Source organism: Clostridium pabulibutyricum, from assembly GCF_058242705.1.
Map to the genome: position 1 here is coordinate 16,731 of NZ_JBZAYZ010000001.1, position 24,639 is coordinate 41,369.

Annotated in this window: 24 protein-coding genes and 2 pseudogenes; 24 read left to right on the forward strand and 2 right to left on the reverse strand. The window is 33.9% G+C overall.

Annotation, left to right across the window (positions count from 1 at the left end; all coding sequences use genetic code 11):
• Positions 1-101 precede the first annotated feature (101 nt).
• Complete coding sequence (locus AC4CVH_RS00105; RefSeq protein ID WP_490785678.1) at positions 102-575, reverse strand: MarR family winged helix-turn-helix transcriptional regulator; 474 nt, start codon at positions 573-575, stop codon at positions 102-104.
• A 151-nt stretch (positions 576-726) separates the two neighbouring features.
• On the opposite strand from AC4CVH_RS00105, the gene AC4CVH_RS00110 reads away from it, so the two are divergent.
• The 23 genes and pseudogenes from AC4CVH_RS00110 to AC4CVH_RS00220 all read left to right on the forward strand — a co-directional run bounded on the left by AC4CVH_RS00110 (position 727) and on the right by AC4CVH_RS00220 (position 23,744).
• The gene (locus AC4CVH_RS00110) at positions 727-1,215 is read left to right on the forward strand and encodes a MarR family transcriptional regulator (RefSeq protein WP_490785679.1); all 489 of its coding nucleotides are present in this window, start codon (positions 727-729) and stop codon (positions 1,213-1,215) included.
• 114 nt (positions 1,216-1,329) lie between these two features.
• A complete protein-coding gene (locus AC4CVH_RS00115; protein ID WP_490785680.1) occupies positions 1,330-1,800 on the forward strand; it encodes a Fur family transcriptional regulator in 471 nt (156 codons plus the stop codon).
• Positions 1,801-2,125: 325 nt separating this feature from the next.
• Positions 2,126-2,530, forward strand: a complete 405-nt coding sequence (locus tag AC4CVH_RS00120) for a MerR family transcriptional regulator (protein ID WP_490785681.1) — start codon at positions 2,126-2,128, stop codon at positions 2,528-2,530.
• Positions 2,531-2,549: 19 nt separating this feature from the next.
• Complete coding sequence (locus AC4CVH_RS00125; RefSeq protein WP_490785682.1) at positions 2,550-4,295, forward strand: 1-deoxy-D-xylulose-5-phosphate synthase; 1,746 nt, start codon at positions 2,550-2,552, stop codon at positions 4,293-4,295.
• Between the two features lie 312 nt (positions 4,296-4,607).
• Positions 4,608-5,666 (forward strand): substrate-binding domain-containing protein, encoded by a 1,059-nt coding sequence (locus tag AC4CVH_RS00130; RefSeq protein ID WP_490785683.1) that lies wholly within the window; start codon positions 4,608-4,610, stop codon positions 5,664-5,666.
• Between the two features lie 369 nt (positions 5,667-6,035).
• On the forward strand, positions 6,036-7,409 hold the full coding sequence (locus AC4CVH_RS00135; protein WP_490785684.1) for a sugar porter family MFS transporter: 1,374 nt from the start codon (positions 6,036-6,038) through the stop codon (positions 7,407-7,409).
• Between the two features lie 30 nt (positions 7,410-7,439).
• The gene (locus tag AC4CVH_RS00140) at positions 7,440-8,102 is read left to right on the forward strand and encodes an SGNH/GDSL hydrolase family protein (protein ID WP_490785685.1); all 663 of its coding nucleotides are present in this window, start codon (positions 7,440-7,442) and stop codon (positions 8,100-8,102) included.
• A gap of 121 nt (positions 8,103-8,223) precedes the next feature.
• On the forward strand, positions 8,224-9,174 hold the full coding sequence (locus AC4CVH_RS00145) for a 2-hydroxyacid dehydrogenase (RefSeq protein ID WP_490785686.1): 951 nt from the start codon (positions 8,224-8,226) through the stop codon (positions 9,172-9,174).
• A 140-nt stretch (positions 9,175-9,314) separates the two neighbouring features.
• Positions 9,315-10,556, forward strand: coding sequence for an IS256 family transposase (locus AC4CVH_RS00150; RefSeq protein WP_490785687.1), 1,242 nt, complete (start codon positions 9,315-9,317; stop codon positions 10,554-10,556).
• 156 nt (positions 10,557-10,712) lie between these two features.
• The gene (locus AC4CVH_RS00155) at positions 10,713-11,825 is read left to right on the forward strand and encodes an MFS transporter (RefSeq protein ID WP_490786294.1); all 1,113 of its coding nucleotides are present in this window, start codon (positions 10,713-10,715) and stop codon (positions 11,823-11,825) included.
• A gap of 217 nt (positions 11,826-12,042) precedes the next feature.
• Positions 12,043-12,978, forward strand: coding sequence for an ROK family glucokinase (locus AC4CVH_RS00160; RefSeq protein ID WP_490785688.1), 936 nt, complete (start codon positions 12,043-12,045; stop codon positions 12,976-12,978).
• Positions 12,979-13,258: 280 nt separating this feature from the next.
• Positions 13,259-13,894, forward strand: a complete 636-nt coding sequence (locus tag AC4CVH_RS00165; protein WP_490785689.1) for a TetR/AcrR family transcriptional regulator — start codon at positions 13,259-13,261, stop codon at positions 13,892-13,894.
• A gap of 90 nt (positions 13,895-13,984) precedes the next feature.
• Positions 13,985-14,668: a M23 family metallopeptidase gene (locus AC4CVH_RS00170; protein WP_490785690.1), complete on the forward strand. Its 684-nt coding sequence runs from the start codon at positions 13,985-13,987 to the stop codon at positions 14,666-14,668.
• An 83-nt stretch (positions 14,669-14,751) separates the two neighbouring features.
• Complete coding sequence (locus tag AC4CVH_RS00175) at positions 14,752-15,051, forward strand: MGMT family protein (RefSeq protein ID WP_490785691.1); 300 nt, start codon at positions 14,752-14,754, stop codon at positions 15,049-15,051.
• Between the two features lie 153 nt (positions 15,052-15,204).
• Positions 15,205-16,170, forward strand: a complete 966-nt coding sequence (locus AC4CVH_RS00180; protein ID WP_490785692.1) for a helix-turn-helix transcriptional regulator — start codon at positions 15,205-15,207, stop codon at positions 16,168-16,170.
• A gap of 117 nt (positions 16,171-16,287) precedes the next feature.
• Positions 16,288-16,443 (forward strand): annotated as a pseudogene (locus tag AC4CVH_RS00185) (TfoX/Sxy family DNA transformation protein); the annotation flags it as partial.
• Between the two features lie 99 nt (positions 16,444-16,542).
• Positions 16,543-16,656, forward strand: a pseudogene (locus AC4CVH_RS00190) (VOC family protein); the annotation flags it as partial.
• Positions 16,657-16,867: 211 nt separating this feature from the next.
• Positions 16,868-17,857 carry a Gfo/Idh/MocA family protein gene (locus tag AC4CVH_RS00195; protein WP_490785693.1) on the forward strand — a complete coding sequence of 330 codons (990 nt, stop codon included), beginning with the start codon at positions 16,868-16,870 and terminating at the stop codon, positions 17,855-17,857.
• Positions 17,858-17,892: 35 nt separating this feature from the next.
• Positions 17,893-18,579, forward strand: coding sequence for a response regulator transcription factor (locus AC4CVH_RS00200; protein WP_490785694.1), 687 nt, complete (start codon positions 17,893-17,895; stop codon positions 18,577-18,579).
• A complete protein-coding gene (locus tag AC4CVH_RS00205) occupies positions 18,566-19,555 on the forward strand; it encodes a sensor histidine kinase (RefSeq protein ID WP_490785695.1) in 990 nt (329 codons plus the stop codon). Before AC4CVH_RS00200 ends, AC4CVH_RS00205 begins: the two co-directional genes overlap by 14 nt.
• 82 nt (positions 19,556-19,637) lie before the next feature.
• Positions 19,638-20,321, forward strand: coding sequence for an ABC transporter ATP-binding protein (locus tag AC4CVH_RS00210; protein WP_490785696.1), 684 nt, complete (start codon positions 19,638-19,640; stop codon positions 20,319-20,321).
• The gene (locus AC4CVH_RS00215; RefSeq protein WP_490785697.1) at positions 20,318-22,897 is read left to right on the forward strand and encodes an ABC transporter permease; all 2,580 of its coding nucleotides are present in this window, start codon (positions 20,318-20,320) and stop codon (positions 22,895-22,897) included. Before AC4CVH_RS00210 ends, AC4CVH_RS00215 begins: the two co-directional genes overlap by 4 nt.
• Positions 22,898-22,964: 67 nt before the next feature.
• Complete coding sequence (locus AC4CVH_RS00220; RefSeq protein ID WP_490785698.1) at positions 22,965-23,744, forward strand: alpha/beta fold hydrolase; 780 nt, start codon at positions 22,965-22,967, stop codon at positions 23,742-23,744.
• A 13-nt stretch (positions 23,745-23,757) separates the two neighbouring features.
• Here the strand turns inward: AC4CVH_RS00220 and AC4CVH_RS00225 are convergent, their stop codons facing one another.
• Complete coding sequence (locus AC4CVH_RS00225) at positions 23,758-24,078, reverse strand: TetR-like C-terminal domain-containing protein (protein ID WP_490785699.1); 321 nt, start codon at positions 24,076-24,078, stop codon at positions 23,758-23,760.
• Positions 24,079-24,087: 9 nt separating this feature from the next.
• Here AC4CVH_RS00225 and AC4CVH_RS00230 point away from each other — a divergent pair, with 9 nt between their 5' ends.
• Positions 24,088-24,585 carry a DUF4368 domain-containing protein gene (locus AC4CVH_RS00230; protein ID WP_490785700.1) on the forward strand — a complete coding sequence of 166 codons (498 nt, stop codon included), beginning with the start codon at positions 24,088-24,090 and terminating at the stop codon, positions 24,583-24,585.
• Positions 24,586-24,639 lie beyond the last annotated feature (54 nt).

A 24,639-nucleotide genomic window follows, 5' to 3' on the forward strand; every position in this document is an offset into this window, starting at 1 on the left:
GCCATATATAACTTTGATGATTTTCTATTTTTTATGGTTAGCACCTCCTAACTTAATTATATACAGCAAGTGTATGGCTGCCATACTCTTGCTTAAAAATTTTACTCATCAAAATTTTTACTGAAAAATTTAATTTTGTTCATCACGGATGACAAAAAGTTTGACAAAAATTCTAATTCATGTTCGGAGGCATTTTTCAGCTCATCTTCAACCATATTGTTTACAACAGCATGATAATGCATATGGTTGCTATGAGCTTTTTTACCCTTTTCAGTCAGACTCAACGAATATCTAGATAGATTAAGATCATCAACTTCTTTTATAACAAGGCCCTTTCTCTCTAGCTTTTTGAGAATTTCCGAAACAGATCCTTTTGTTACTCCTAGAATATCAGCTAGACCACCCACATGAATTCCAGGATGTTCGGCAATAGCCATTATTACATGTATTTCAGAGTAAAAAATTGGCACATCAGTTTTGTAGTTACGAGTTTTTTTATCAAGATCAACCAAGGCAAGTGCTAACTTTAAAGAATTATCTGCAATTTGATGTTTGTTATCTATAAACTTATTCATGTTAATAGTATATGGTTGCCATACGCTTTTGTCAAGTTGCTATTTGATTTCCTAGGAAACTATTTTTGAAAAATAATATTGAGTAGATTAGTTATATGAGGTATAATATCATTGTTTCCGAAGAAATTATTTTTAAAAGGAGATTGCGATCATGAAAACAGAAAATGTAAAGTTTGAGATAGATTTAACAATAAATAAGTTTATGGCAGCCTTTGAACATATAAATAATTCGTTGAATAGTCATGATGATGAAATAAAGGATTTGTTAATCAAATATAACCACAAAGAGCTTTGTGATATGGGATTAATGTTTTCGGAAATTCACGTAATTGATTGTATTGGGAAAAATCGATTGGTGAATGCAACATTTATAGCAAAGGAATTAAATATGACAAAAGGTGCCATATCTAAGATTACTAATAAGCTGTTAAAGAAAGAGTTAATAAAAGGAAATCATTTGGAAAATAATAAAAAAGGAATTTATTATACACTGACAGCGCAAGGAAAAGAAGTATTTGAAATACACGAAATGCTCCATAAAGTTAAACGTGAAAAATTTATTAAAATATTAAGTAAATATGATAAAGAAGGATTAAACACTATAAATAGTTTTCTAGATGATTTAATAAGTCAAATCTAAGGAGGAGAATGGGATGATGCAAGAGAATTAGTCTTGAGTATGAATGATACACTGAAAAAGATATATTCTAGGAATTTTATAATGAATTCATGAAATCATATAGGAGATGATATTGTGGAGGATTATTTAGATAGCATATATGAAGAATTAAAAGCAGCAGATATTACTCTTACCCATCAACGAAAGGTTATACTACAAGTTTTATTTAAGAATAAAGATAACCACTTAAGTGTTGAAGAGCTTTATTATTATACTAGAATAAAAAGTCCGGATACTGGTGTGGCTACAGTCTATAGGACTTTAGAATTACTATATCAATTTGGAATAGTGAGAAAATTAACCTTTGGCGATAATATAACTCGTTATGAGATGGTTTTAAGCAAAAGTGAACATAAGCATCATTTTATGTGTAAGGAGTGTGGAGCTATTATAGATATAAAAGATGATTTTGTAAGTATTTTCAATGATATAATCATCAATAATTATGGATTTTATCTTATAGAGCAAAGCATAGCTTTTGAAGGTTTATGCTCAGAGTGTTTAAAAAAGAAATCTACATTTATTGCAGATAGCCAGCAAAAGTAAGAAAATATATGCTTAGTATTTTCAAATAAATCCGAGCTTATTTTCCGAGTACTATAATTATTGTGGCTTGTCTTGTTTTTGCTTCGTAGTAATAGGTGCTTCTTGGAATTTGCAGGACTCTACAGATTGATGATACAGCGTATTTGTGGGCAGTTCTATAAGTTCCTGTTTTTCTCTGCTTCGATTATCATTTTCCTTAAATGACTCCGTATTTTCAGACATGACCAAGAAAATATTAGGCGATACAAAAATAAAAATTATCACTACTTGACTTGGAGTTAACTCCAAGGTTTATAATTTGGTTGTTGGAGAAAGGAGATTGTTTATGACTATAAATGAAGTGTGTCAAAAATATGATATTTCAAAGGATACGTTGAGATATTATGAGCGTGTTGGCATGATTCCACCTGTTCATAGAACTGAAAGTGGTATTCGCAATTATACGTCTGAGGACGAAGCCTGGATGGAATTGTGTTTATGTATGCGTAGTGCAGGGCTTTCAATTGAAGTGATAATAGAATATGTAAAACTTTATCGGCAAGGTGATAAAACAATTGCTGCACGCCTGAAACTTCTCCAGAGACAAAAGGACGTTTTGTTAAAGCGACGTCAAAATATTGATGTAACTCTTGAGCGTCTTAATTTTAAGATTGCTAGATATGAGATTGCGGTGGAAACGGGCAGTCTCACATGGGCTGCCCCAAAAACAAAAGATAAATTGAAACCTTAGCTAATTGGAGGAATGTAATATGTATTTAGAACAGATTAAGTCACCTGTAGATATAAAAAAGCTTACGTTAGATCAGCTGAATGTTTTAGCCGATGAGGTAAGAACAGCACTGATAAAGAAACTCAGCGAGCATGGCGGTCACATTGGACCAAATCTCGGAATGGTGGAAGTTACTATAGCCATGCATTATGTATTTAATTCGCCTACGGATAAGTTTGTATTTGATGTATCTCATCAATGCTATCCGCATAAAATACTCACTGGAAGAAAAGAAGCATTTCTTGACCCGAAGCATTATGATGATGTAACTGGATATACAAATCCATTAGAAAGTGAACATGACTTTTTTACAGTTGGGCATACTTCAACATCGGTATCTCTTGCAACAGGACTTGCCAAGGGGCGTGATCTTTCTTGTGGAAAAGAAAATATCATAGCTATTATTGGAGATGGTTCTCTTTCTGGAGGTGAAGCGTTAGAAGCACTTGATTATGCAGGGGAATACGATAAAAATTTGATTATCGTTGTAAATGATAATGACCAGAGTATTGCGGAAAATCATGGCGGTCTCTACAAATCTCTGAAAAATCTAAGAGAAACTAATGGCAAGAGCACTAATAATATTTTCAAAGGTTTTGGTTTGGATTATTTATATTTGGATGACGGACACAATATTGAACAGCTTGTGAAATTGTTTAAACAAGTGAAAGATATTGAGCATCCGGTTGTCCTACATATTCATACAATCAAGGGAAAAGGTTTGCCTTATGCAGAACAGGATCGTGAAGCATGGCATGCAGGTGGGCCATTTACAATAAAAGATGGATCTAGGCCGAGTAACATAGGTGATTCTACTATTTTTGATAGTTTGGTTGAGTTGTTGGACAGCAATGAAAAGGCTGTTGTTCTAAATGCCGCAACACCAATGGGGCTTGGATTCACAGAAAAAGTTCGTCCTGAGTACGTAAGAAGAGGGCAGTTTATAGATGTTGGTATAGCAGAAGAAACAGCTATTGCAATGATTAGCGGGATTGCAAAAAATGGTGGAACACCTGTATTTGGAACACTTGCTCCGTTTTTGCAGCGAACCTATGATCAGCTCTCTCATGATTTGTGTCTGAATGATAATCCGGCAACCATTTTGGTTCTGATGTCCGGTGCTTTTGGAATGAACTCCAATACTCATATTGCAATGTGTGATATTGCATTTTTCTCTCATGTGCCGAATTTGATTTATCTTGCACCTGCAAGCAAAGAAGAATACATTCAAATGTTTAAATTTGCCACCACACAGAGAGAACATCCAGTTGCGATTAAAGTCCCACTTGTTTTGAATCAAACGGGGGTGAAAGATACTACTGATTATTCTATTTATAATAAATCTAAAACAGTAAAAAAAGGAAAAGAAGTTGCCATCATTGGTGTGGGCTGTCTTCTTCAAATGGCCAAGGAAACTGCAGAAGCCTATGAGAATGAATTGGGTGAGAGGATTACTGTTATTAATCCTAAATTCCTTACTGGTTTGGATGAAGAGCTATTAGAAGATTTGAAGAAAGATCACAAGTTCGTGATTACCATTGAAGATGGTGAGTTGGATGGTGGATTTGGTCAGCGTGTGGCCAGTTTCTATGGTGACAGTGACATGAAGGTTAAAAATTTTGGTATCTCGAAAAAATTCCACACTGACTTTAATGTAATGGAGTTACTTGCTGAGCATGGGATGTCGGTGTCAGGATTGATTGACTGTATAAAACAGTTTAAATAATATCATCAGTATCATAAATTATTAATGAAAAGAATGATTTTAACCTAGGATGCTAAACTTCTAAAATAAAACTTTTATAACAATAACGCCTTTTTAGGCGTTATTGACATGATAATTTTTACCTTTAAAATGTGACTTATAATATTACATTTGTTTTATAATAAAGTTATTATGTACAATATAATTTCTTTTAGAGTATAAATTCATGATGCTATTAAAATTTAAGCAATTAAGCAAGATTTTATATTGACAAATAAAGTTTTTAGATATATATTCTAAATAGAGAAAACGTTTTTCTTGCGGAGGATATATATGGATAATAAAAGAGTAACATTAAAAGACATATCTAAAAAACTAAATGTCTCATTAAGTACAGTCCATAAAGCTTTATATGATAAAAAAGGCATAAGTGAAGCTACACGTGAAAAAATATTAAAAACAGCAGATGAAATGAATTTTAAAATTAATATTATTGCATCAACATTAAAAAGAAAAGCTGTGAGAATAGTTGTAGTTTTACCCGAGGCTATAGGTGAAGAACGCTATTTTTATAAAGATATTTGGAATGGAATATTTGGAGCCAAAGAGTCTTTAAAAGATTTTAATATAGAAATAATAAATGTGCCGTTTAGAGGAAATGACTATAAATTGCAAAGAAAAGTTTTGGAAAATGTATTTGATAAATATAATTCATCTATTGACGGATTACTTACAGTTCCGTGGAATTCATCAGAATTGAATAATATAATCAATAAATTTTCTGATGCCGGTATTTCAGTTGTTACTATAAATACAGATGCCCCATTTAGTAAACGAATTGCATGTATAGCTCCTCCATCTAAAAAAATTGGTATGCTTGCAGCTGAACTTATGAGTAAAATGATAGATTCATCAGGAAAAGTTATTGTTATAAGTGGAAATAAAGAAACAACTCTACATAATAAAATTGTTGAAGGTTTTATTGATGAGATGTCAAAAGAAATGCCTTTAATAGATATTATTCAAATTATTGATACTAATTCGAATAATACTTATGAAACATTAAAGGGATTTTTTAAAAGTTTTGATGATATAAAAGGAATTTATTCAAACAACTCAAGAAATACATTGCTTTTAGGAAATCTAATAAAAGAGATGAACTTATTAAATAAATTCAAAGTAATAGGAACTGATATTTTTGATGAATCGATTAAGTTTTTAAAAGATGACATTGTACAAGCAATAATATATCAGAACCCATATATGCAGGCTTACGAAGGAGTAAATTTTTTATTTAACTATTTAATAAAAAGTGAAGTCAATATTCCTAATGAATTTAATAAAATAGCAATCGTTTTAAAAAATAATGTCGACTTCTATATAAATCAATAATAAAAATTATTGGTTTATAAGAGATAACTTCTATAAATTTCAAGAAAACGTTACCTTAACTGTGATGATAAATTAATTTTATATTCATTAAGAAAACGTTTCTTTTAAATACATTTATAAAATATAAAATGAAAGGAAGTGATAATATGGTTATTAAATACAATGTTAGATATGATTCATCCTAGATACAGGTATTACTAGAAAATATAATTTTACATGTGGCAAATAATTTTTTATAGTTATTAGAAAAACGTTTTTCTATTTGTGACTTTATGAGGTACTCAAATGATTAATTGAATTTTTATCATGTATACAGAGAAAACGTTTTGAATTATGATCAATATTTGAAAAATGAAAGGTTGTGTTGATATGTCTAATAAGAAAAAAAATGCTGAATTATCTTATACGATATTAATAACTGTAATAGCAGGACTTGGTGGGATTTTATTTGGATATGATCAAGGAGTAATATCTGGAGCTTTAAATTTCTTTAGTGTTCACTTTAATTTAAGCCAAACAACTGTTGGATTTGTGTCAGGTGTCCTTGCCTTGGGTGCAATGGCGGGATGCATTGTAGCCGGATTTTTGAGTGACTATCTTGGCAGAAAAAAAGTTATGTTTTGTGCGGGTGTTTTATTTACTTTATCGAGTTTAATTTTAGCTATTTCTCAATCAGTGGAAATTTTAATTGTTGGTCGTATTCTTTCGGGTATAGCAATTGGAATGGCTTCGACTATTGTTCCTCTGTATATTTCTGAAGTTGCACCTGCAAAAATTCGAGGAACTCTTGTTAGTACAAATCAATTGGCTTTTGCAATTGGAATGACAACTGTGTTCATAGTAAATGCAATTATCGCTAATACTCATACAAATGCTTGGAATGTTTTGCTAGGATGGCGTTTTATGTTTGGTTCTGGAATGGTTCCAGCAATAATATTTTTTATTTTAACTTCCATAATTCCAGAAAGTCCACGTTTTCTAATTAAAATTGGAAAAAATGAGGAAGCTAAATCTATTTTAACTCGATTGAATGGGGTGGAGGTTGCTAAAAAAGAGAGTATAATTATAGAAAAAAGCATTAAATCAGAGACAAAGGGCCTAATTTCAGAGTTATTTGCTCCTGGGATAAGATATGCTTTTTTAATAGCTATATTATCGGCAGTTTTTCAACAGTTAACAGGAACCATTGCAGTTGGTTATTATGCTCCTGCCATTTTTAAAATGACAGGTGTAGGAACTAATGCATCTCTGATTGAAACTATAGGAATTGGTGTAATTAAAATAATCTTTGTTGCTATTTTTATGTTTTATATTGATAAACTGGGTAGAAAGAAGTTATTGAGAAATGGCGCTTATGCTATGGTTGCTGCATTATTGCTACTAGCCATATTGTTTAGCTTGGGTACATTTAACACTATTATAGATATATTAATCTTATTTGGTGTTTTAGCACACACTGCGGCTTATGAACTATCCTGGGGTGGCGGAGCATGGGTAATAGTTTCTGAAATATTCCCAACTAATATTCGTGGAAGAGCTCTGTCATTTTCATCAATGGCAATGTTTTTAACTTCATATTTTGTTACTCAATTTTTCCCGATAATGCTTTCTAAACTTGGGGCCACAATGACATTTTTAGTATTTTCAATGTTTTGTATTTGTATGGGAATATTTGCTCATAAAGTGCTTCCTGAAACCACAGGAAAATCTCTAGAACAAATTGAAGCAGATTTTAAGAAATAACTTAATGACAGAAAGGATATGAAATAAAGAATGAGTAAAATTGTAATGAATTGTCTTGGAGATTCTACTACATGGGGAGATAATGGAAATGGAACAGGAGGAAATGAAATATCTTGGACTACTCAAATTCAGAAATTCCTTGAATTTGAAACTATACGTAATTATGGAGTCAAAGGGTCAAGGATAGCCATTACTTTTGATCGAAATGACAGCTTTATTGAACGTTTTAAGGATATGGATAATAATGCTGATATTATTACAGTTCTTGGTGGAGTCAATGACTTTCATCACGATGTGCCTTTAGGCAAGCAGAACTCTTTTGATCCTCATTGTTTTTATGGTGCTCTTAACACTCTTATTTCAGGATTGTTAGAAAAATATGCGGATAAAGAAATAATATTCATGACACCAATGAAAAATAATTTTTCAAATTCAGTTAAGAATTATCCTGATTCATTTAGTTATAACAAATTGAATTTAAAGCAGATTGATTATGTGGAAGCGATACTGGAAAGATGTGATTATTATAGCATTCCAGTGTTAAATATGTATAAAGAAAGTGGAATTTCACCATATGATGAATTTCAAGCGAAGTTATATATGCCAGATAAAATGCATTATAACATAGATGGATATAGAAGACTCGCAAAAAAAATTGCTCGATATTTAAATCAATATTTTCATTATTGCTAAGTTATATCATTATATATGAGTAATGGATGCTTTATGTGATATACTTAATAAAAAAGCAGTACATTATGTACTGAAGACTATTTTGAAGTAAAAATATAGATCACATGGAGGAGATAAAATTATGAATGATAAAACTGTAGTATTAAATGCTGGTTTGGTAAATTATGATGGCAACATTGATTACTCGGAAATTGCATCTGAAGTTGTAATCTATGATGAAACGCCTGAAGATAAAATTTTAGAGCGCGTTGACGGATTTACAATTGTTGTAACAAAAGAAATGAAAGTCACAGGAGACATTATTAGAAAATTTCCTGACAGTGTAAAGATGATCTGCGAAGCCGGAACTGGATATAATAATATAGATTTGGATGCGGTACATGAAAAAGGAATCACATTATGCAATATACCTGCTTATAGCAGTGAACGAGTGGCTCATACAGCAATCCTTATGATCCTAAACCTGGCAAGTTCAATGCAAAAACAGATTCGTATGCTTTCAGAAGGTAATCATGATAATTTTCATAAACATTTAATGGTAGACCATGTGGAATTGAACGGTAAAACACTAGGAGTTATTGGTTATGGAAACATTGCAAAAGAAATAATCAAAGTAGCACAGGCAATGGGAATGAAAATTTTAGTATCGACCAGAACTCCAAGGGCAGATATAGAGAATATTCACTTTACAACAAATGAAGAAGTTTTGATGCAAAGTGATTTTATTTCTCTTAATTGCCCTTTAAATGAATCAACAAGACATATGATTGATAAAGATGCTTTAGCAATGATGAAACCGACTGCATACTTAGTTAATACTGCAAGGGGGGCATTGGTTGATGAAAAAGCATTGATTGATGCATTGCAGAATAATGTAATTGCAGGTGCAGGATTGGACGTGCAAGAGGTAGAACCATTAGATGATGCAAGTCCATTGTACACAATGGATAATGTTATCATTACTCCTCATATGGGATGGCGGGGACTCGAAACAAGACAGCGTTTAGTTTCGTTAATTCAGGATAACATCAAAGCTTTTTCAAAAGGACAGCCGATAAATAGGGTAGACTAAAAAGTAAGATTAAACTTAATAAAAGAGCCAGGGCACTAAGAGTCAGAGCCGATAATTTTAAGAGCCTGTGACGGAAAGTCTGTAAATAAAAAATATATAGCTTTCTATGATAAAATAAAAAATCATAGGAGGCTTTTTTTATGGCAAGGAAAAAAGATGTTTATAAGGTAAAACCAATGACCGAAGGTAAGAAAAATAGTATAACTTTCCTTCTAAGTGAGTACGATATTAAATCTGCAGAGGATATTCAAGAGGCATTGAAAGATCTACTAGGAGGAACTCTTCAAGAAATGCTCGAAGGTGAGATGGACAATCACCTTGGATATAAGAAATATGGATGTTCTAATGAATCAAACTACAGAAATGGCCGCAAAAACAAGAAAATACGCAGTAAATATGGTGAAGTAGAAATTGATGTACCCCAGGACAGAAACAGTACATTTCAGCCGCAGGCTGTAGAAAAGCGTCAGAAAGACATATCAAGCATAGAAGATAGAATAATATCCATGTATGCAAAGGGCATGACTACAAGGCAAATATCTGAGATTGTTGAAGATATTTATGGTTTTGAAGCAAGCGAAGGTATGATATCAAACATTACAGACCGTATATTACCTGAAATTGAACAGTGGCAGCAGCGTCCATTATCTACGGTATATCCTATTGTTTTTATAGACGCTGTGCACTTTTCAGTTAGAGATAATGGTATAGTGAAAAAGCTTGCTGCTTATATAATTATGGGCATAAATGATGCTGGAATTAAAGATGTTCTTTCAATAAACATAGGAGAGAACGAGAGCAGTAAATACTGGCTTGGTGTTCTAAATGAGCTTAAAAACAGAGGAGTTAAAGACATTCTCATACTTTGCGCAGATGGTCTCTCTGGCATAAAGGAATCTATAAATGCGTCCTTTCCGGACACGGAATATCAGAGGTGTATCGTACACCAAATAAGAAATACTCTTAAGTATGTATCTTATAAACACAAAAAAGATTTTGCAAAAGATCTTAAGGGAATATATCAGTCTCCATCAGAAGAAATTGCCCATAAAAATCTAGAAGTTGTATCTGAGAAGTGGAATGATAAATATCCAGGAGCTATGCGAAGCTGGCATAGGAACTGGGACTCAATAACCCCTATATTTAAATTTTCACCAGATGTCAGAAAAGTAATATATACAACGAATGCCATAGAAAGTCTTAACAGTACGTACCGTAAGTTAAATAGTCAAAGAAGCGTATTTCCAAGTGATACTGCACTTCTCAAGGCTCTTTATCTTTCAACATTTGAAGCAACTAAAAAATGGACGTCAGTCCTCAGAAATTGGGGTAAAGTTTATGGTGAACTGTCTATAATGTATGATGGCAGACTTCCAGAATAAAATTTTTATAAAAATAACGTCTTTTTTCTTAGACGTTATTGACATGCTAATTTTTAAATTGTATATTTGAAATTAAGGTAGAAATAAATTTTATTTTATCTATCTTTCTAAAATTTCATAGAAAGCTAATTTACAGAAAAAGCTTCACACGCTCATATATTATTTGGTCCAATATTACTTGCTGTATTTAATACACTAACTTTTACTACACCTTCATTGGATAATACAGGAAAGATAATTTATGCGTGTGTTACGTACCTTTTATTTGGAACTATTTATTCTTTGGTTAATGTGCCTTATGGAGCTTTAGGCACGGTAATGACTCGCGATACTAATGAGAGAACTTCATTAAATTCGTTTAGGGGGTTTTTTTCATTAATTTCTAGTGTTATTACAGGGGCACTACTTATGCCATTGGTTAATGTATTAGGTCATGGCAACAATCAAAGAGGGTATAGCTTAGCAGCTTTAGTAATATCATTAATTACATTGCCATTATTTTATATGGTTTTTAGAAATTGTAAAGAAGTAATCAAAATTGAAAAACAGGAGAAGCCATCAATAAGAGATTCAGTAAAAGCAGTTATATCAAATAAATCATTAATTTTGGTTTTCTGTTTTCTATTTTTGATGTTTACTGCATTATTTGGAAGATTAGGTACAGTTGTATATTATTATACTTATGTTATGAAGAGAGCTGATCTTATAGCGCCTTTAATGGCAGGATTTGGTTTATGTACAGCAATTGGTTCTATAATAGTTGGGGGTATTGCTAAATTTTTTCAAAAGAAAACGTTAGCAATTATTGGCGTAACTATATGTGGGTTATCAGCTATTGCATTGTATTTTGTGCCTGTTACAAATATTACAGTTATAGTATTGCTATCAACAGTTGGTTTTATACCAGTAGGTTTTGGATCTCCAATGGTATTCAGTATGGTCGGCGATTGTATAGATTATAATGAATATAAGTATGGAACTCGTTCAGATGGTTCAATTTATTCTGTAACAAGTCTTATTACAAAAATTTCTTCTGCTATAATTGGTGGAATTTTTGCAATTATACTTCAATTTATAGGATATGTGCCTAATGTTCAGCAATCACTTGCCACGATGCATAATTTAAATATGATAGTAAATCTGATCCCAGGTGTTATTTATTTACTTGCAGTAATTCCAATGTGTTTCTATGGAATTACAAAGTCAAAGGCTCAGGAGTATGCTAGAGAGATTGAAAAAAGACATAATGAAAATAAAATTTCTAATTAGAAAATATGATTATTGAAAAAATATTAATATTGATATTTGAAATTTTAATCTGATTAAATTGGCTTGGTATAAGTTTTTAATTAGAATAAAAACATAAGCAGAAACAAATAACCAAATTAATGCTTTTATGTGGTAATAACTATATAATAGAATTAAGACAATTTAAGTAAAAGGTATATAAATAAAATTATTGACTGATCTACTAGGAGGAAGGCAAATGCCAAAATATGGATTTGGAATAGATATAGGTGGAACGACAATAAAGTTTGGATTTTTTAAAATTGATGGTACATTAATTAATAAATGGGAAGTAAATACTAGGAAAGAAGAAAACGGAAAATATATATTGGAAGACATATCAAAAGAGATAAAAGTAAAAATGAAAGAAAAAGGAATATATAGAAATGATGTAGTAGGTGTTGGACTTGGAGTACCGGGGCCGGTTATCGAAGATGGAACCGTTTTAAAATGTGTTAATTTAGGTTGGGGTATATTTAATGTAGAACAAACTTTGAGTGAAATGATAGATCTTCCGGTAAAAGCCGGGAATGATGCGAATGTAGCAGCATTAGGTGAAATGTGGCAAGGAGGAGGAAAAGGATATAAAAATATTTTAATGGTGACGATTGGCACGGGTGTTGGTGGCGGAGTTATAATTAATGGAAATATAATTTCCGGTGCACATGGAGCAGGAGGAGAAATAGGACACATTAAAGTTGTAAAAAATGAAACAGAAGTTTGTGGATGTGGAAAAACAGGATGTCTTGAGCAATATGCATCAGCCAATGGAATTGTAAAAGAGGCTAAAAGACTTTTAAATAAAGATGATAGTGCATCTGTATTACGGGATTTTGATGAAATTACATCAAAAGTAATATTTGATTCGGCAAAAGAAGGAGATAAATTAGCAAACAAATTAGTTGAAAAATTAGGAGAAAAACTAGGATATGCACTTGCAAGTGTTTCCTGTGTGTGTGATCCTGAGGTTTTTGTTATCGGTGGAGGAGTATCCAAAGCAGGAAGTATTCTTATAAATTCAGTTCAAAAATATTTTAAGCAAAAAGCATTTCACGCATGTGAAGGAACAAAATTTGAACTTGCAAAACTTGGAAATGATGCAGGAATTTATGGCGGAGTAAAATTAGTATTGTAAATGTATTGGAATATGGATATAACAAAAAAATAAATAAATAAAAAATAACTTATTTTTTATGTTGAAAGCAAGTGATTCAGAGTGTAGATAAATAGCATATTTTCATTTTTAAAAATATGCTATTTTGAATCCAAACAAATACACGTTTGATTGTTTCTTTTATTCTGTGTATACGATTTGAAGATATCTTTCATTACTTTGCTTATTGACCTGTTAGGTAAATCTGGATATAATATTATTAATCTAACAGGTCAATAATATTTTTTGTAAAGGAGTAGTCGTGATAAAAAAATTATTAAATTTAGACCATAAGCGAAGAGATGCTGTTTTAAATGCAGCATTAAAAGAATTCTCATTACAAGGCTATGACAATGCTTCAACAAATGTAATAGCAAAAGAAGCAGGAATTTCTAAATCTCTTATGTTTCATTATGTAAGTAGCAAACGAGAACTTTTTCTTATTGTATATGATTATTTTTCTGATTTAATGAAGAAGGAATACTTTGAATTGATGAATTACGATGAAAAGGATATTTTTAACAGATTACGGCAATCATATCTTTTACAAGTTAAGTTGTTTAAAAAGTATCCATGGATTTCAAAGTTTAGTAAACTTGCAGGTGTTACTAATTCAGCCGAAATTAATAAGGAACTTCAAAATAGAGCAAACCAAGAAGATTTAGACTGTTATCCTAAATTATTTGATAAAGTAGATGAGAGTAAATTTAGAAATGGATTAGATATTGAAAAATGCAAAAAAATTATATTTTGGTCTAATGTTGGGTTTACTAATCAACTATTAGAGAACATTCGTAATGGTGATATAAGTACTTTGGACAGTGAAGTTATTATAAATAAAATAGATGAGTATTTTGATGAGCTTAGAAAACTATTCTACATCTCACTCAATGATTAAGAGAATGAAATATTATGCATAATCGGTGCCTTACTTATAGCACTAATTCTTTTTAGTATGGGTAAACAATGGATTGATAGGAGGAATACAATGATTGAAATGCGTGAACCAATAATTGTAGAGTTTCCTTTGAGAGGGGAGTGGCTTTCTCCTAATACTCCAGGAAGGAAAATTCCGAGTCATGGTACGAATAAATTAGGAACAAGATATGCTTATGATTTTATACAGGTAGATTGGGAAAGAAAAGGATTACCTGCTTATCGAGTTAGTTTTTTGCAATATCTTCTTGGAGCTTCGGTGAATGAATATTATTGTTGGGGGAAAGAAATATATGCTCCATGTAGCGGAACCATTGTGAAGGCGGAAAACAGCTATAAAGAACGAACGCGTACGAAGCTGCTATCAGATATGTACAATGCTTATAAAAATGCTCATTATTTTGATCCTAAAAAACATGATCCAGGATTTGTCGCTGGCAACTATGTTATTATAGAAAATGCCAATAATGTGTATGCTGCCTTATGTCATCTTCAAACAGGATCTATTCAAGTTTCAGTTGGTCAGAGAGTGAAAAAAGGTGAAGTTATAGGCAAAATAGGAAATTCAGGAAATTCTTTTGCTCCTCATTTACATTTTCAGCTCATGGATAATAGTGATATATCAAAAGCAAAAGGGTTGCCTTGCGTTTTTGAAGAATATGAACTATTCAAAGATGGCAGATGGGTAAAAGTAAAAAATAGTATACCCAAAAATAAAGATAGAATAAGATTTTAATGATAGTTGTTTAAACTGTTTATTTAACACAAAGTGGTTTGAAAATATAGGATCATTTAAAGAAAAAAGGAGATTTGATTTATATGACACAGTTTATTGAGGAAGTCCTTGCAATAATAAATAAAATACCATATGGGAGGGTTATGAGCTATGGACAGGTTGCAAGCTTTGCAGGAAATATTAGAGGCGCGAGGCAGGTATCTAGAATACTTCATTCTATGTCTAAGAAGTATAATCTCCCTTGGTATCGGATAATTAACTCCAAAGGAAAAATATCAATTACGGATGAAAGAGGGGCAGCTATCCAAAGAGAACTTCTTATATCAGAAGGAGTGGAAGTATCCAAGGACGGATACATAGATATTTCTACATATGGAATATGAAGATACACTCAAGGTATGAGAAAACTATGGGCTGTAAAACAAATAAATAGAAACTATGTACCCTGCGGAATGCAAGAGCAAGTAAAATCAAGCAGGTAGCTTTCTATTTCTTTATAATAAATGCAGGGTGGTTGAAATGAGGTTGACAAATAGATGTACGAGTGGCAGAAGCAAATTCAAATTATCGTTGATGAAATTGACAAATGTATTAAAAATTATAATAACGAAGCATTGACACTGCGATTTCTTTCCAGCAGATTGGGTTATTCCAAATTTTATACAACAAGAAAATTTAAAGAAATATCGGGTATGCAGTTTCGGGATTATCTGCGGCTTAGAAAGTTAGCTTTTGCGTTAAAAGAGGTTCGGGATAGTGAAAGAAGTCTCTTGGATATTGCTTTTGATTATGGTTTTTCATCCCATGAGGCTTTTACAAGAGCTTTTAAGGCAACTTATGGGGTAACTCCGAGTGAATACCGGAAAAAGCCTGAGCCTATAGTTCTTCGTACAAAAATTAACCCTTTCGACCGCTACTTTTTTGGATTTGGAGAGATTGGCATGATGAAATCTACAGAGAATGTTAAAATTTATTTCGTAACCATTCCTGCACACAAGTTTCTGCATATTAAAAACTACGAAAGCAACGGATATTGGGATTTTTGGCAAAAGCAAAGTCTGATTCCTGGGCAAGATTTCGAAACTATCTGCGGCTTGATGGATAGTATCAAGGGCAAATTGGATGATGACGGCGGGAGCGAGGTAAACAGTGGCAGCGGTCAGATTATGGCGTATATCAGCGATCCAGATGGCAGACTTTGTGATTGGGGATTTCTGCGAACAGAATGTTATGGAGTACGTCTTCCTGACGATTATACAGGCGAAGTACCGCCACAAATGTTTATGATTGATATTCCCGAGGCCGAGTATGTAGTTTTTGAACATGGGCCGTTCGATTATGAACAGGAGAACCGTAGCGTGGAGGAAAAGATAGAAAACGCCATGTCAACTTTTGATTTTTCAGGCACAGGGTATTGTTTTGATACCTCTCTCGGGAGAATTATATACATGTATCATGATCCGGAACGTTTTTTTAAGTATATAAGACCAGTACGAAAGTAAATAAAATTCATAATATCATATCATTTGCAGAAACAGTTTGAAATGCTTTTGGAAGAGCTTCAAGCAAAGAGTCCACCGTTCTGGATTTGACTTTGTGGTAGTGAAGATTATACATAACAAGCATGGTTGAAAATACAAGAAATCGACATTTCTGCATGCATTCACAAATTATTAGCAATTGAAGGGGCGATTCAAGGTGTTAAAAAAACAAATTTATCACGAGAAAGGAAAGTAGAGTTAAAAGATTTTTATGATTTACACAAAATTAAGTAGTATATTATTTAAAAAAAGATATATCACGATTCATGACATACAGTTATCATGTTCTATTTGATAGAATGACCTTATAAAAATTAAGGGAGGAAACGTAAAATAAAATTAGATGGATTAGGAGTAGTTGTAAAGGACATGGCGATAATGATTCGTTTTTATCGTGATGTCCTTGGGTTTGAAATTAAGGAGTTTTACGATACGAAAAACGTTTACAGGGGAATCTTATAGAAATTGGTTTCTTTATAAAAGAGGGGGAATGATCATTAAATATAGGGGTATACATAAAATTGAGGGCTTTTTGAATATGTTGTGTCCCTGCTTAGAAAAAATTTGAGTAAACGTATGCCTAAAAATGCTGTATACTAGTGGTGAAACAAATTACTTTGAATACATAGAGAGATAATGAGAATTAGGAGGATACAATATGAAATTAGGCATTTTAGGTTCGGGAATGATTGTAAAAGAATTTCTTACAATTACAAAATATTTGAAAGATATTGAGCTGACAGCCATACTTGGAACTCAAAGATCCAAAGAAAATGTAGAGAAACTGAAAAGAGAATACAATATAAAAAATACATTTTATGATATGGATGAGCTTCTTGAAAGTGACGTTGACACTGTATATGTAGCACTTCCAAATAGCCTGCACTTTGAATTTAGCAAAAAAGCACTGGAGAGCAGTAAAAATGTTATTGTAGAAAAGCCATTTACTACAAACTATAAAGAAGCATTGATATTGAAAAAATTAGCTATGGAAAAGGAATTATTTATATTTGAAGCTATAACGAATCAATACCTTCCAAATTACAAAAAAATAAAGGAACTGGTACCAACACTGGGAGATATAAAAATAGTCCAATGTAATTATTCTCAGTATTCCAGCAGATATGACAGGTTTAAAGCGGGAATTGTTCTTCCAGCTTTTGATACTAGGGCGTCAGGTGGTGCGCTGATGGATCTTAATATATACAATATACATTATGTTGTAGGATTGTTTGGAAGACCTGAAAATGTTGAATATTATGCTAATGTTGAAAGAGGAATAGATACATCCGGAGTGCTGATCCTTGACTATGAAAGCTTTAAATGTGTTTGTATTGGGGCTAAAGACTGTAAGGCACATATTGCAAACAACATTCAGGGAGAGAAGGGCTGTATATATCAGGATACACCGGCAAATGTATGCGAAAAATTCGAGGTGATAATGAATGATGGAAATAATAAAATTATAAATAAAAATAACTATGAGCACAGGATGGTAAATGAATTTGTTGAATTTCAGAAGATGATTGAAAACAGAGATTTGGAAGGTTGTTATAAGAAACTTGAGCACAGTATGATTGTTTGCGAGGTTCAAACTATAGCAAGAGCAAAGGCTGGCATTGTGTTTGAGAAAGATGAAGAACAGTAAGTGTAAATTGCTTAGAGTGAAGGAGTGTGAAAACAATGAAACGGATATTTTTAGTTGAGGATGATAGGGAGATTGCCAAAAACCTTGTGCTTCTGCTTCGTTCGGAAGGATTTACAGTTATTCACGCTCCTACACGAAGGGAAGCACTCTCTCAACTTGCAGGGAATAAATTTGATCTGGCGCTTATAGATATTTCCCTGCCTGACGGAAATGGTTTTACGGTTTGCACGGAGATCAAAGATATGCAGGATGTTCCTGTTATATTTCTTACGGCTTCCGGTGATGAGGCAAGTGTTGTTACTGGCCTTAATATGGGAGCAGATGACTATATCACAAAGCCTTTTCGTCCGCGTGAATTGATTGCACGAATAAAAACTGCTTTGCGAAAAAGCGGGCATTCAAGATCGGATTTTGAAATCGCCGGACTTCATGTGGATATGGCAAGTGGTGTTGTTAAAAAGGACGGCAGTGAGATATTTCTTTCAGCATTAGAATATCGTCTGTTTCTAGTATTTATCGGAACCCCCAAAAGCATTATCACAAGAGCCAGACTGCTTGACGAGTTATGGGATGCAGCAGGAGAGTTTGTCAATGACAATACGCTGACTGTATATATAAAACGCTTGAGGGAGAAAATAGAGGACGACCCGGCAAAACCCAAAATTATTCTTACTGTTCGCGGTACAGGATATAGATTGGGGGAGAAGTATGCTTCGAAATAGAGAGTTACGTAAGTTTATGAGCATATTCTCACTAATGACTGCAATTTTTATAATTTTGGGATTTACTATAAATATAAAGGCTGGAATTCTTGTAACCATCTCTGCGGCAGCCTTTGGCACGGCATTTTTTATGTTTACAAGAGCAAGATATAAAAGTATTTCACAGATTTCAGATCAAATCGATCTCGTGCTCCATAATACTGATCATCTTTATATAGCTGAATCCGATGAGGGTGAACTTTCCATTCTCCAAAGCGAAATTACAAAAATGACGCTGCGTATTCGGGATCAAAATATTGCCCTAAAGAAAGAAAAAGAGCACCTTTCAGATTCTCTTGCCGATATAGCCCACCAACTCCGCACCCCTCTCACATCTATAAATCTTATTCTGTCATTATTAGAGAATAGCCCTGATCAAAATCATCGAAAGAAGTTAGTACGTGAAACGGAAGAGTTGCTTATGCGAATGGATTGGCTTCTTACTTCACTGCTGAAATTATCACGCCTGGATGCCGGTATTGTAAGCTTTCAAAGCACACGGATAGATGTAAAAGATTTGATATATACTTCGCTTCGTCCTTTTCTAATCCAATTGGAATTGCATAATATTGATTTGCAAGTGGATGTATCAAAAGGAATTATTATTTGCGGCGATTCAGCTTGGCTATCTGAAGCTGTTCAAAATGTTATCAAAAATTGTATAGAAAGTGCAGGTGATAATGGAAAGATTAAAATTTGCTGTAGCTCCAACCCACTATTTACCGAGGTTACAATTCACGACAGCGGAAAAGGTTTTGAAAAAAAAGATTTATCCCGTCTGTTTGACAGGTTTTATCGAGGGAAGAACACAGATACTGCAGGATATGGAATTGGATTGGCTCTATGCAAGATGATTATAACGCGTCAGGGAGGATCAATTACCGCAAAAAATGGTCCACAAGGCGGTGCGATATTTGACATCCGTTTTCCAAAGTGACAAATCTCTCACCTGAAAGTCACAGAGATGTAAGTTTAAAATTCTATTATATAAGTAAACCACGAGAAAGGAGACTCAAATAATGGAATTTTTAAAAATTGAAAACCTATGTAAAATCTATGGCCGGGGCGAGAACCAAGTTACTGCACTTGACCATGTTTCACTTACAATTAAAAAGGGAGAATTTACTGCAATCATCGGTTCCTCGGGTTCAGGAAAATCAACATTGCTCCACAGTATTGGCGGTGTAGATGTGCCTACAAGCGGAAAGATATATTTGGACGGACAGGATGTGTATGCTCAAAATAATGAAAAGCTCGCTATATTTCGCAGACGCCAGGTTGGACTGATTTACCAGTTTCACAACCTCATTCCAACACTGAATGTTGTTGAAAACATAACCTTGCCTATACTGATGGACAAGAGAAGGGTCAATAAGGAACGTCTTGATGACTTGCTTGAATTGCTTGGCTTAAAAGAACGAAAAAATCATCTTCCAAATCAGCTTTCAGGAGGTCAGCAGCAGCGTGTTTCCATAGGACGTGCTTTGATGAACGCCCCGGCTGTAATGCTTGCCGACGAACCTACAGGAAGTTTGGACAGCAAAAATGGACATGAAATTATAAGCCTGCTTAAGGCAAGCAATCAAAAATATCATCAGACACTTATAGTTGTTACACATGACGAAAATATTGCTCTTCAGGCAGACCGCATTATAGGTATATCAGACGGAAGGGTAGTGAGGGATGAGAGGGTGAGACCATGAATATTTTCAATAAAGTCACCCTGCAGGGAATGAAAAAAAGCCGCACACGAACCATTGTAACTATTATAGGAGTTGTACTGTCTGCTGCCATGATTACGGCAGTAGCTACCTTTGGCATTTCTCTTCTGAGCTATCTTGCAAACGGAGCAGCTCAGAAATACGGTAATTGGCATGTGGAGTTTTTGAATGTTAATTCTCATTTTGCAAAGGAAAGAAGTTTAGACAAGGGAGCTGCAGATACTGCAGCAGTTGAAAATATTGGTTACGCAAAACTTCAAGGTGGAAAAAACCCTCATAAACCGTATCTTTTTGTAACAGGATTTAGTGAGAAGGCATTTGACACCATCCCTATAACCCTGTATTCAGGCAGAATGCCTAAAAACAGCAGTGAAGTTCTTGTTTCACTGAGTATCGAATCAAATGGAGGAGTTAAGTTCTCAGTAGGTGACAAACTTTCACTTCCTGTAGGAAGCCGAATGGAGGGAAGTAAAAATCTTACCCAGCATGATCCTTATGCTTCCGACAAAGAAACTTTTATGACAAAAGGTACAAAAATCTACAAGGTTGTCGGTATATGCCAAAGACCAAGCTTTGAGGAGCCTTCTGCAGCAGGGTATACATTGATAACTAAAGCAGATGCACAAGACAAAACAGACAGCTTAAATCTGTTTGTCACACTTAAAAATCCACGAAAAGTTCATTCTTATGCAAGCAGCATGGCTCAAAGCCACACTTATATCTTTAATGATAATGTGCTGCGTTTTATGGGTCTTTCAGAGGATAATATATTTAACACTTTTCTGTATTCAGTTGGCGGCATTTTGATTATTTTGATAATGGTAGGATCTATTTTTCTAATTTATAATTCATTCATCATATCGCTAAACGAGCGTACGCAACAGTTTGGAATTTTATCTTCGGTGGGTGCCACAGCAAAGCAACTCAGAAATTCGGTGTTGTTTGAAGGAATCTGCATTGGCGCAATTGGAATACCGATTGGAGTTATTGTCGGCATAGGTAGTATAAGCCTTGTAATTTCCATTGTTGCCAAAAAATTTGAGAGTGTTATGTACAGCGGTGTGCCATTAACATTGACGATATCTGCACCGGTGATTGGCTCTGCAGCTTTGGTCAGTATAATTACGATTTTGATTTCAGCCTATATTCCAGCTAAAAAGGCTGCAGACACTCCGGTTATGGAGAGTATTCGCCAGACAAACGAGATAAAAGTTGAATTAAAAGCTGTAAAAACATCAAAACTTGCACAGAGTATTTATGGTTTGGAAGGAACCCTTGCGTTAAAGAATTTTAAGAGAAACAAAAAACGCTATCGCAGTATTGTACTGTCACTTATTTTAAGTGTGGTACTGTTTATATCTACGAGTTCTTTTGTAACATATATGAAACAGGCGTCGGATAAGGCAACAGTATTTACCACATATGACATTGGTTTATCGATGCAGGACATGGACGATAGCAAAATGCTGCAGCTTTATGACAAATTAAAAAAGGTGGATGGTGTTTACGAAGGTTCATATCAAGCACTTATGAAGTATTCGTGTGCTGCTAAAACAGACAGTCTTTCAGAGGCTTATCTTAAATATTCAGGTCAGCATTCAAATGATATGGTTAATCTGCCCCTTGACATCCAGTTTCTTGATGATAGTACCTATTTTAATATTATCAAAGGCTTGGGATTACCTAAAAATGAATATACCGGTGAAAATGCTAAAATGATTGCTGTTGCAAAAATGACAAATCAAATGAAAGCTAATCAGGAGCCTAATGAGTTTGATAATTTATTCAAAAGTTCTTTCGTAAATCTTTCTATTTCTCCGGGAATAAATGAAAAAAATAAAACAGAACAGTGGCGAAATGTAAATATTAAGTTTGTAAATATTGTTCCACCTGATACACTTCCTATTATGGGAAACTCTGAAGCAAACAATCCGTTTATTTTTAGGATAATGGTTCCATACTCGCTTAAAGATAATTTTCAGACTACTGATACCCATGTGGCTGTTAAGGGCATGACTTTTAAGTCAAAAAATGCAGCACAGTCAGCATCTAAAATTGAGGCTGTACTTAAGAGTGCGGAAAACAAATCCGGTTATATATTGTATAATTCTCATAAAATGCTTGATGAGAGCCGGAATTACATTTTCATAGCCAACATATTTTCGTATACTTTTATAATTATGATTTCGCTGATTGCGGTTGCCAATGTATTCAACACTATTTCAACGAATATAAAACTGCGCAGAAGGGAACTTGCCATGCTCCGCTCCATTGGTATGTCAGATCGTGATTTTCAGAAGATGATGAATTTTGAATGTGCTTTTTATGGAATGAAGGCGCTGCTATTCGGACTTCCTATATCGGCAATCTCATCGTGGCTGATTTACAAAGGGATGACAAATGGAGGTGCAGACAATGTCCATTTTGTATTCCCGTTAGGCAGCATGGCCATAAGTATAGTCAGCGTGCTATTTGTAGTATTCATTACAATGTTGTATGCTGTCCAGAAGATAAAAAAAGAAAATATTATTGATGCTCTTCGGGATGATATGGAGTGATAGTGTTTATATAGGTGATGTATTAAGGTATTATTAAAATTAAGATATTGTTTAAAGAATAGAGAAGGTGGTATTTTTGAAGGTATATGAATTTGGAAATGAAGAAAATCCAGCTATTATGCTGCTGCCAGGGACATGCTGTCACTGGAAAAATAATTTTTATGAAGTAATAGATTTGCTGGCAGAAGATTTTTTCGTTGTATGTATATCCTATGACGGCTTTGATGAAATGGAGAAAATAGAGTTCTCTGATATGCTAACTCAGACAGCAAAAATTGAAGATTATATTAAAAGAAGATTTAATGGAGAAATACATGCTGTATATGGGTGCTCTTTAGGAGGATCTTTTGTGGGATTAATGGCACAGCGTAAAAAAATTCATATGAACCATGGAATTTTAGGCAGCTCGGATTTGGATCAAGCAAGTAGAGGGATTGCTGCAGTGCAAACAAGTATCATGATTTTATTATTTTATAAGATGATGCATAGCGGAAGAGTTTCTGGGTTCCTTAGAAAATATATGATAAAAAAAAGCGGAGAGGAGTATACAAAGAAGGGGCTTCATATGATGGGAATAGAAAATGAGGCACCGATGCGTTTTGTAACTAAAAAAAGCATGAAGAATCAGTTCTACACTGATCTTGTAACAAAACTTGAGAACAATATTGAAGTTAAGAATACAACTATTCACTGCTTTTATGCTGCCAAGATGGGAAAAAAATATAAAGATAGATATGAGCAGCATTTTACAGAACCGCATATTATAGAGATGGATTTATTACACGAAGAACTTCTCCTGTGTCAGCCAAGCAAATGGGTTCAAACCGTCAAGCAGTGCATACTATAATTATTTGATTTTACTACTTATCTTTAATCCACTTGAAATTTTTCATAACGCCATCTTCCATAAGACTGTATAAAATCTGTACAGTCTTCTCTATATCTGGATTTTCCTCTCTTGTAAAACAATAGGTCATCACGCCAATAAAAGCAGACATGGCGTATTCAAGGGTACATTCTAGCATATAGTCATCCACATTTCTATTAATTGATTGAATGGCAGGTCTAAGTAACGATTTGTATGCGTTTTTCATCTTTTCCTGAAAAGCGGGATCGCCGTTTTTTCCCAGTAGAACAATAAAGTATTGTTTGTTTTTTATGTATACATAGGTAAGGATCAAAAACGGGTTGTGGAACTCAACGCCCTCATTCGCCGTATTTACGAGGACAACGTAAGCGGCAAACTGACCGATAAAGGCTTTGAACTGCTGTCACAGGAATATGAGCAGGAGCAGACAGAACTGGAGCAATCCGTTTTACGGTTGCAGGCGGAACTGGACAGCTTCAACGCCAACAGTGCCAGAGCCGACAAGTTTATTGAACTGGTAAAAAAGCACACCGATTTTTCCGAACTTACCCCGCAGATGATAGCGGAGTACATAGAAAAAATCGTGGTACACGAAGCAGACAAATCCAGCGGGGAACGGCAGCAGCAGGTAGATATTCACCTGAACTTTATCGGCAGGTTTGAAGTACCCACGCCAGAGCCGACCGCAGAAGAAATCGCCGCCCAAGAAAAGGCGTTTCGCAAGCGGGAGCAACGCCGAGAAGCACAGCGGCGGTATGCCGCCAAGCAGAAGCAGAAACAGCAGGAACAAGAAAAACAGGCGAGGAAGAAAAGCGCATAATCACATATTTGACTGCAGAAAGCGGCTTACTCAAAACAGGGTAAGCCGCTTTTT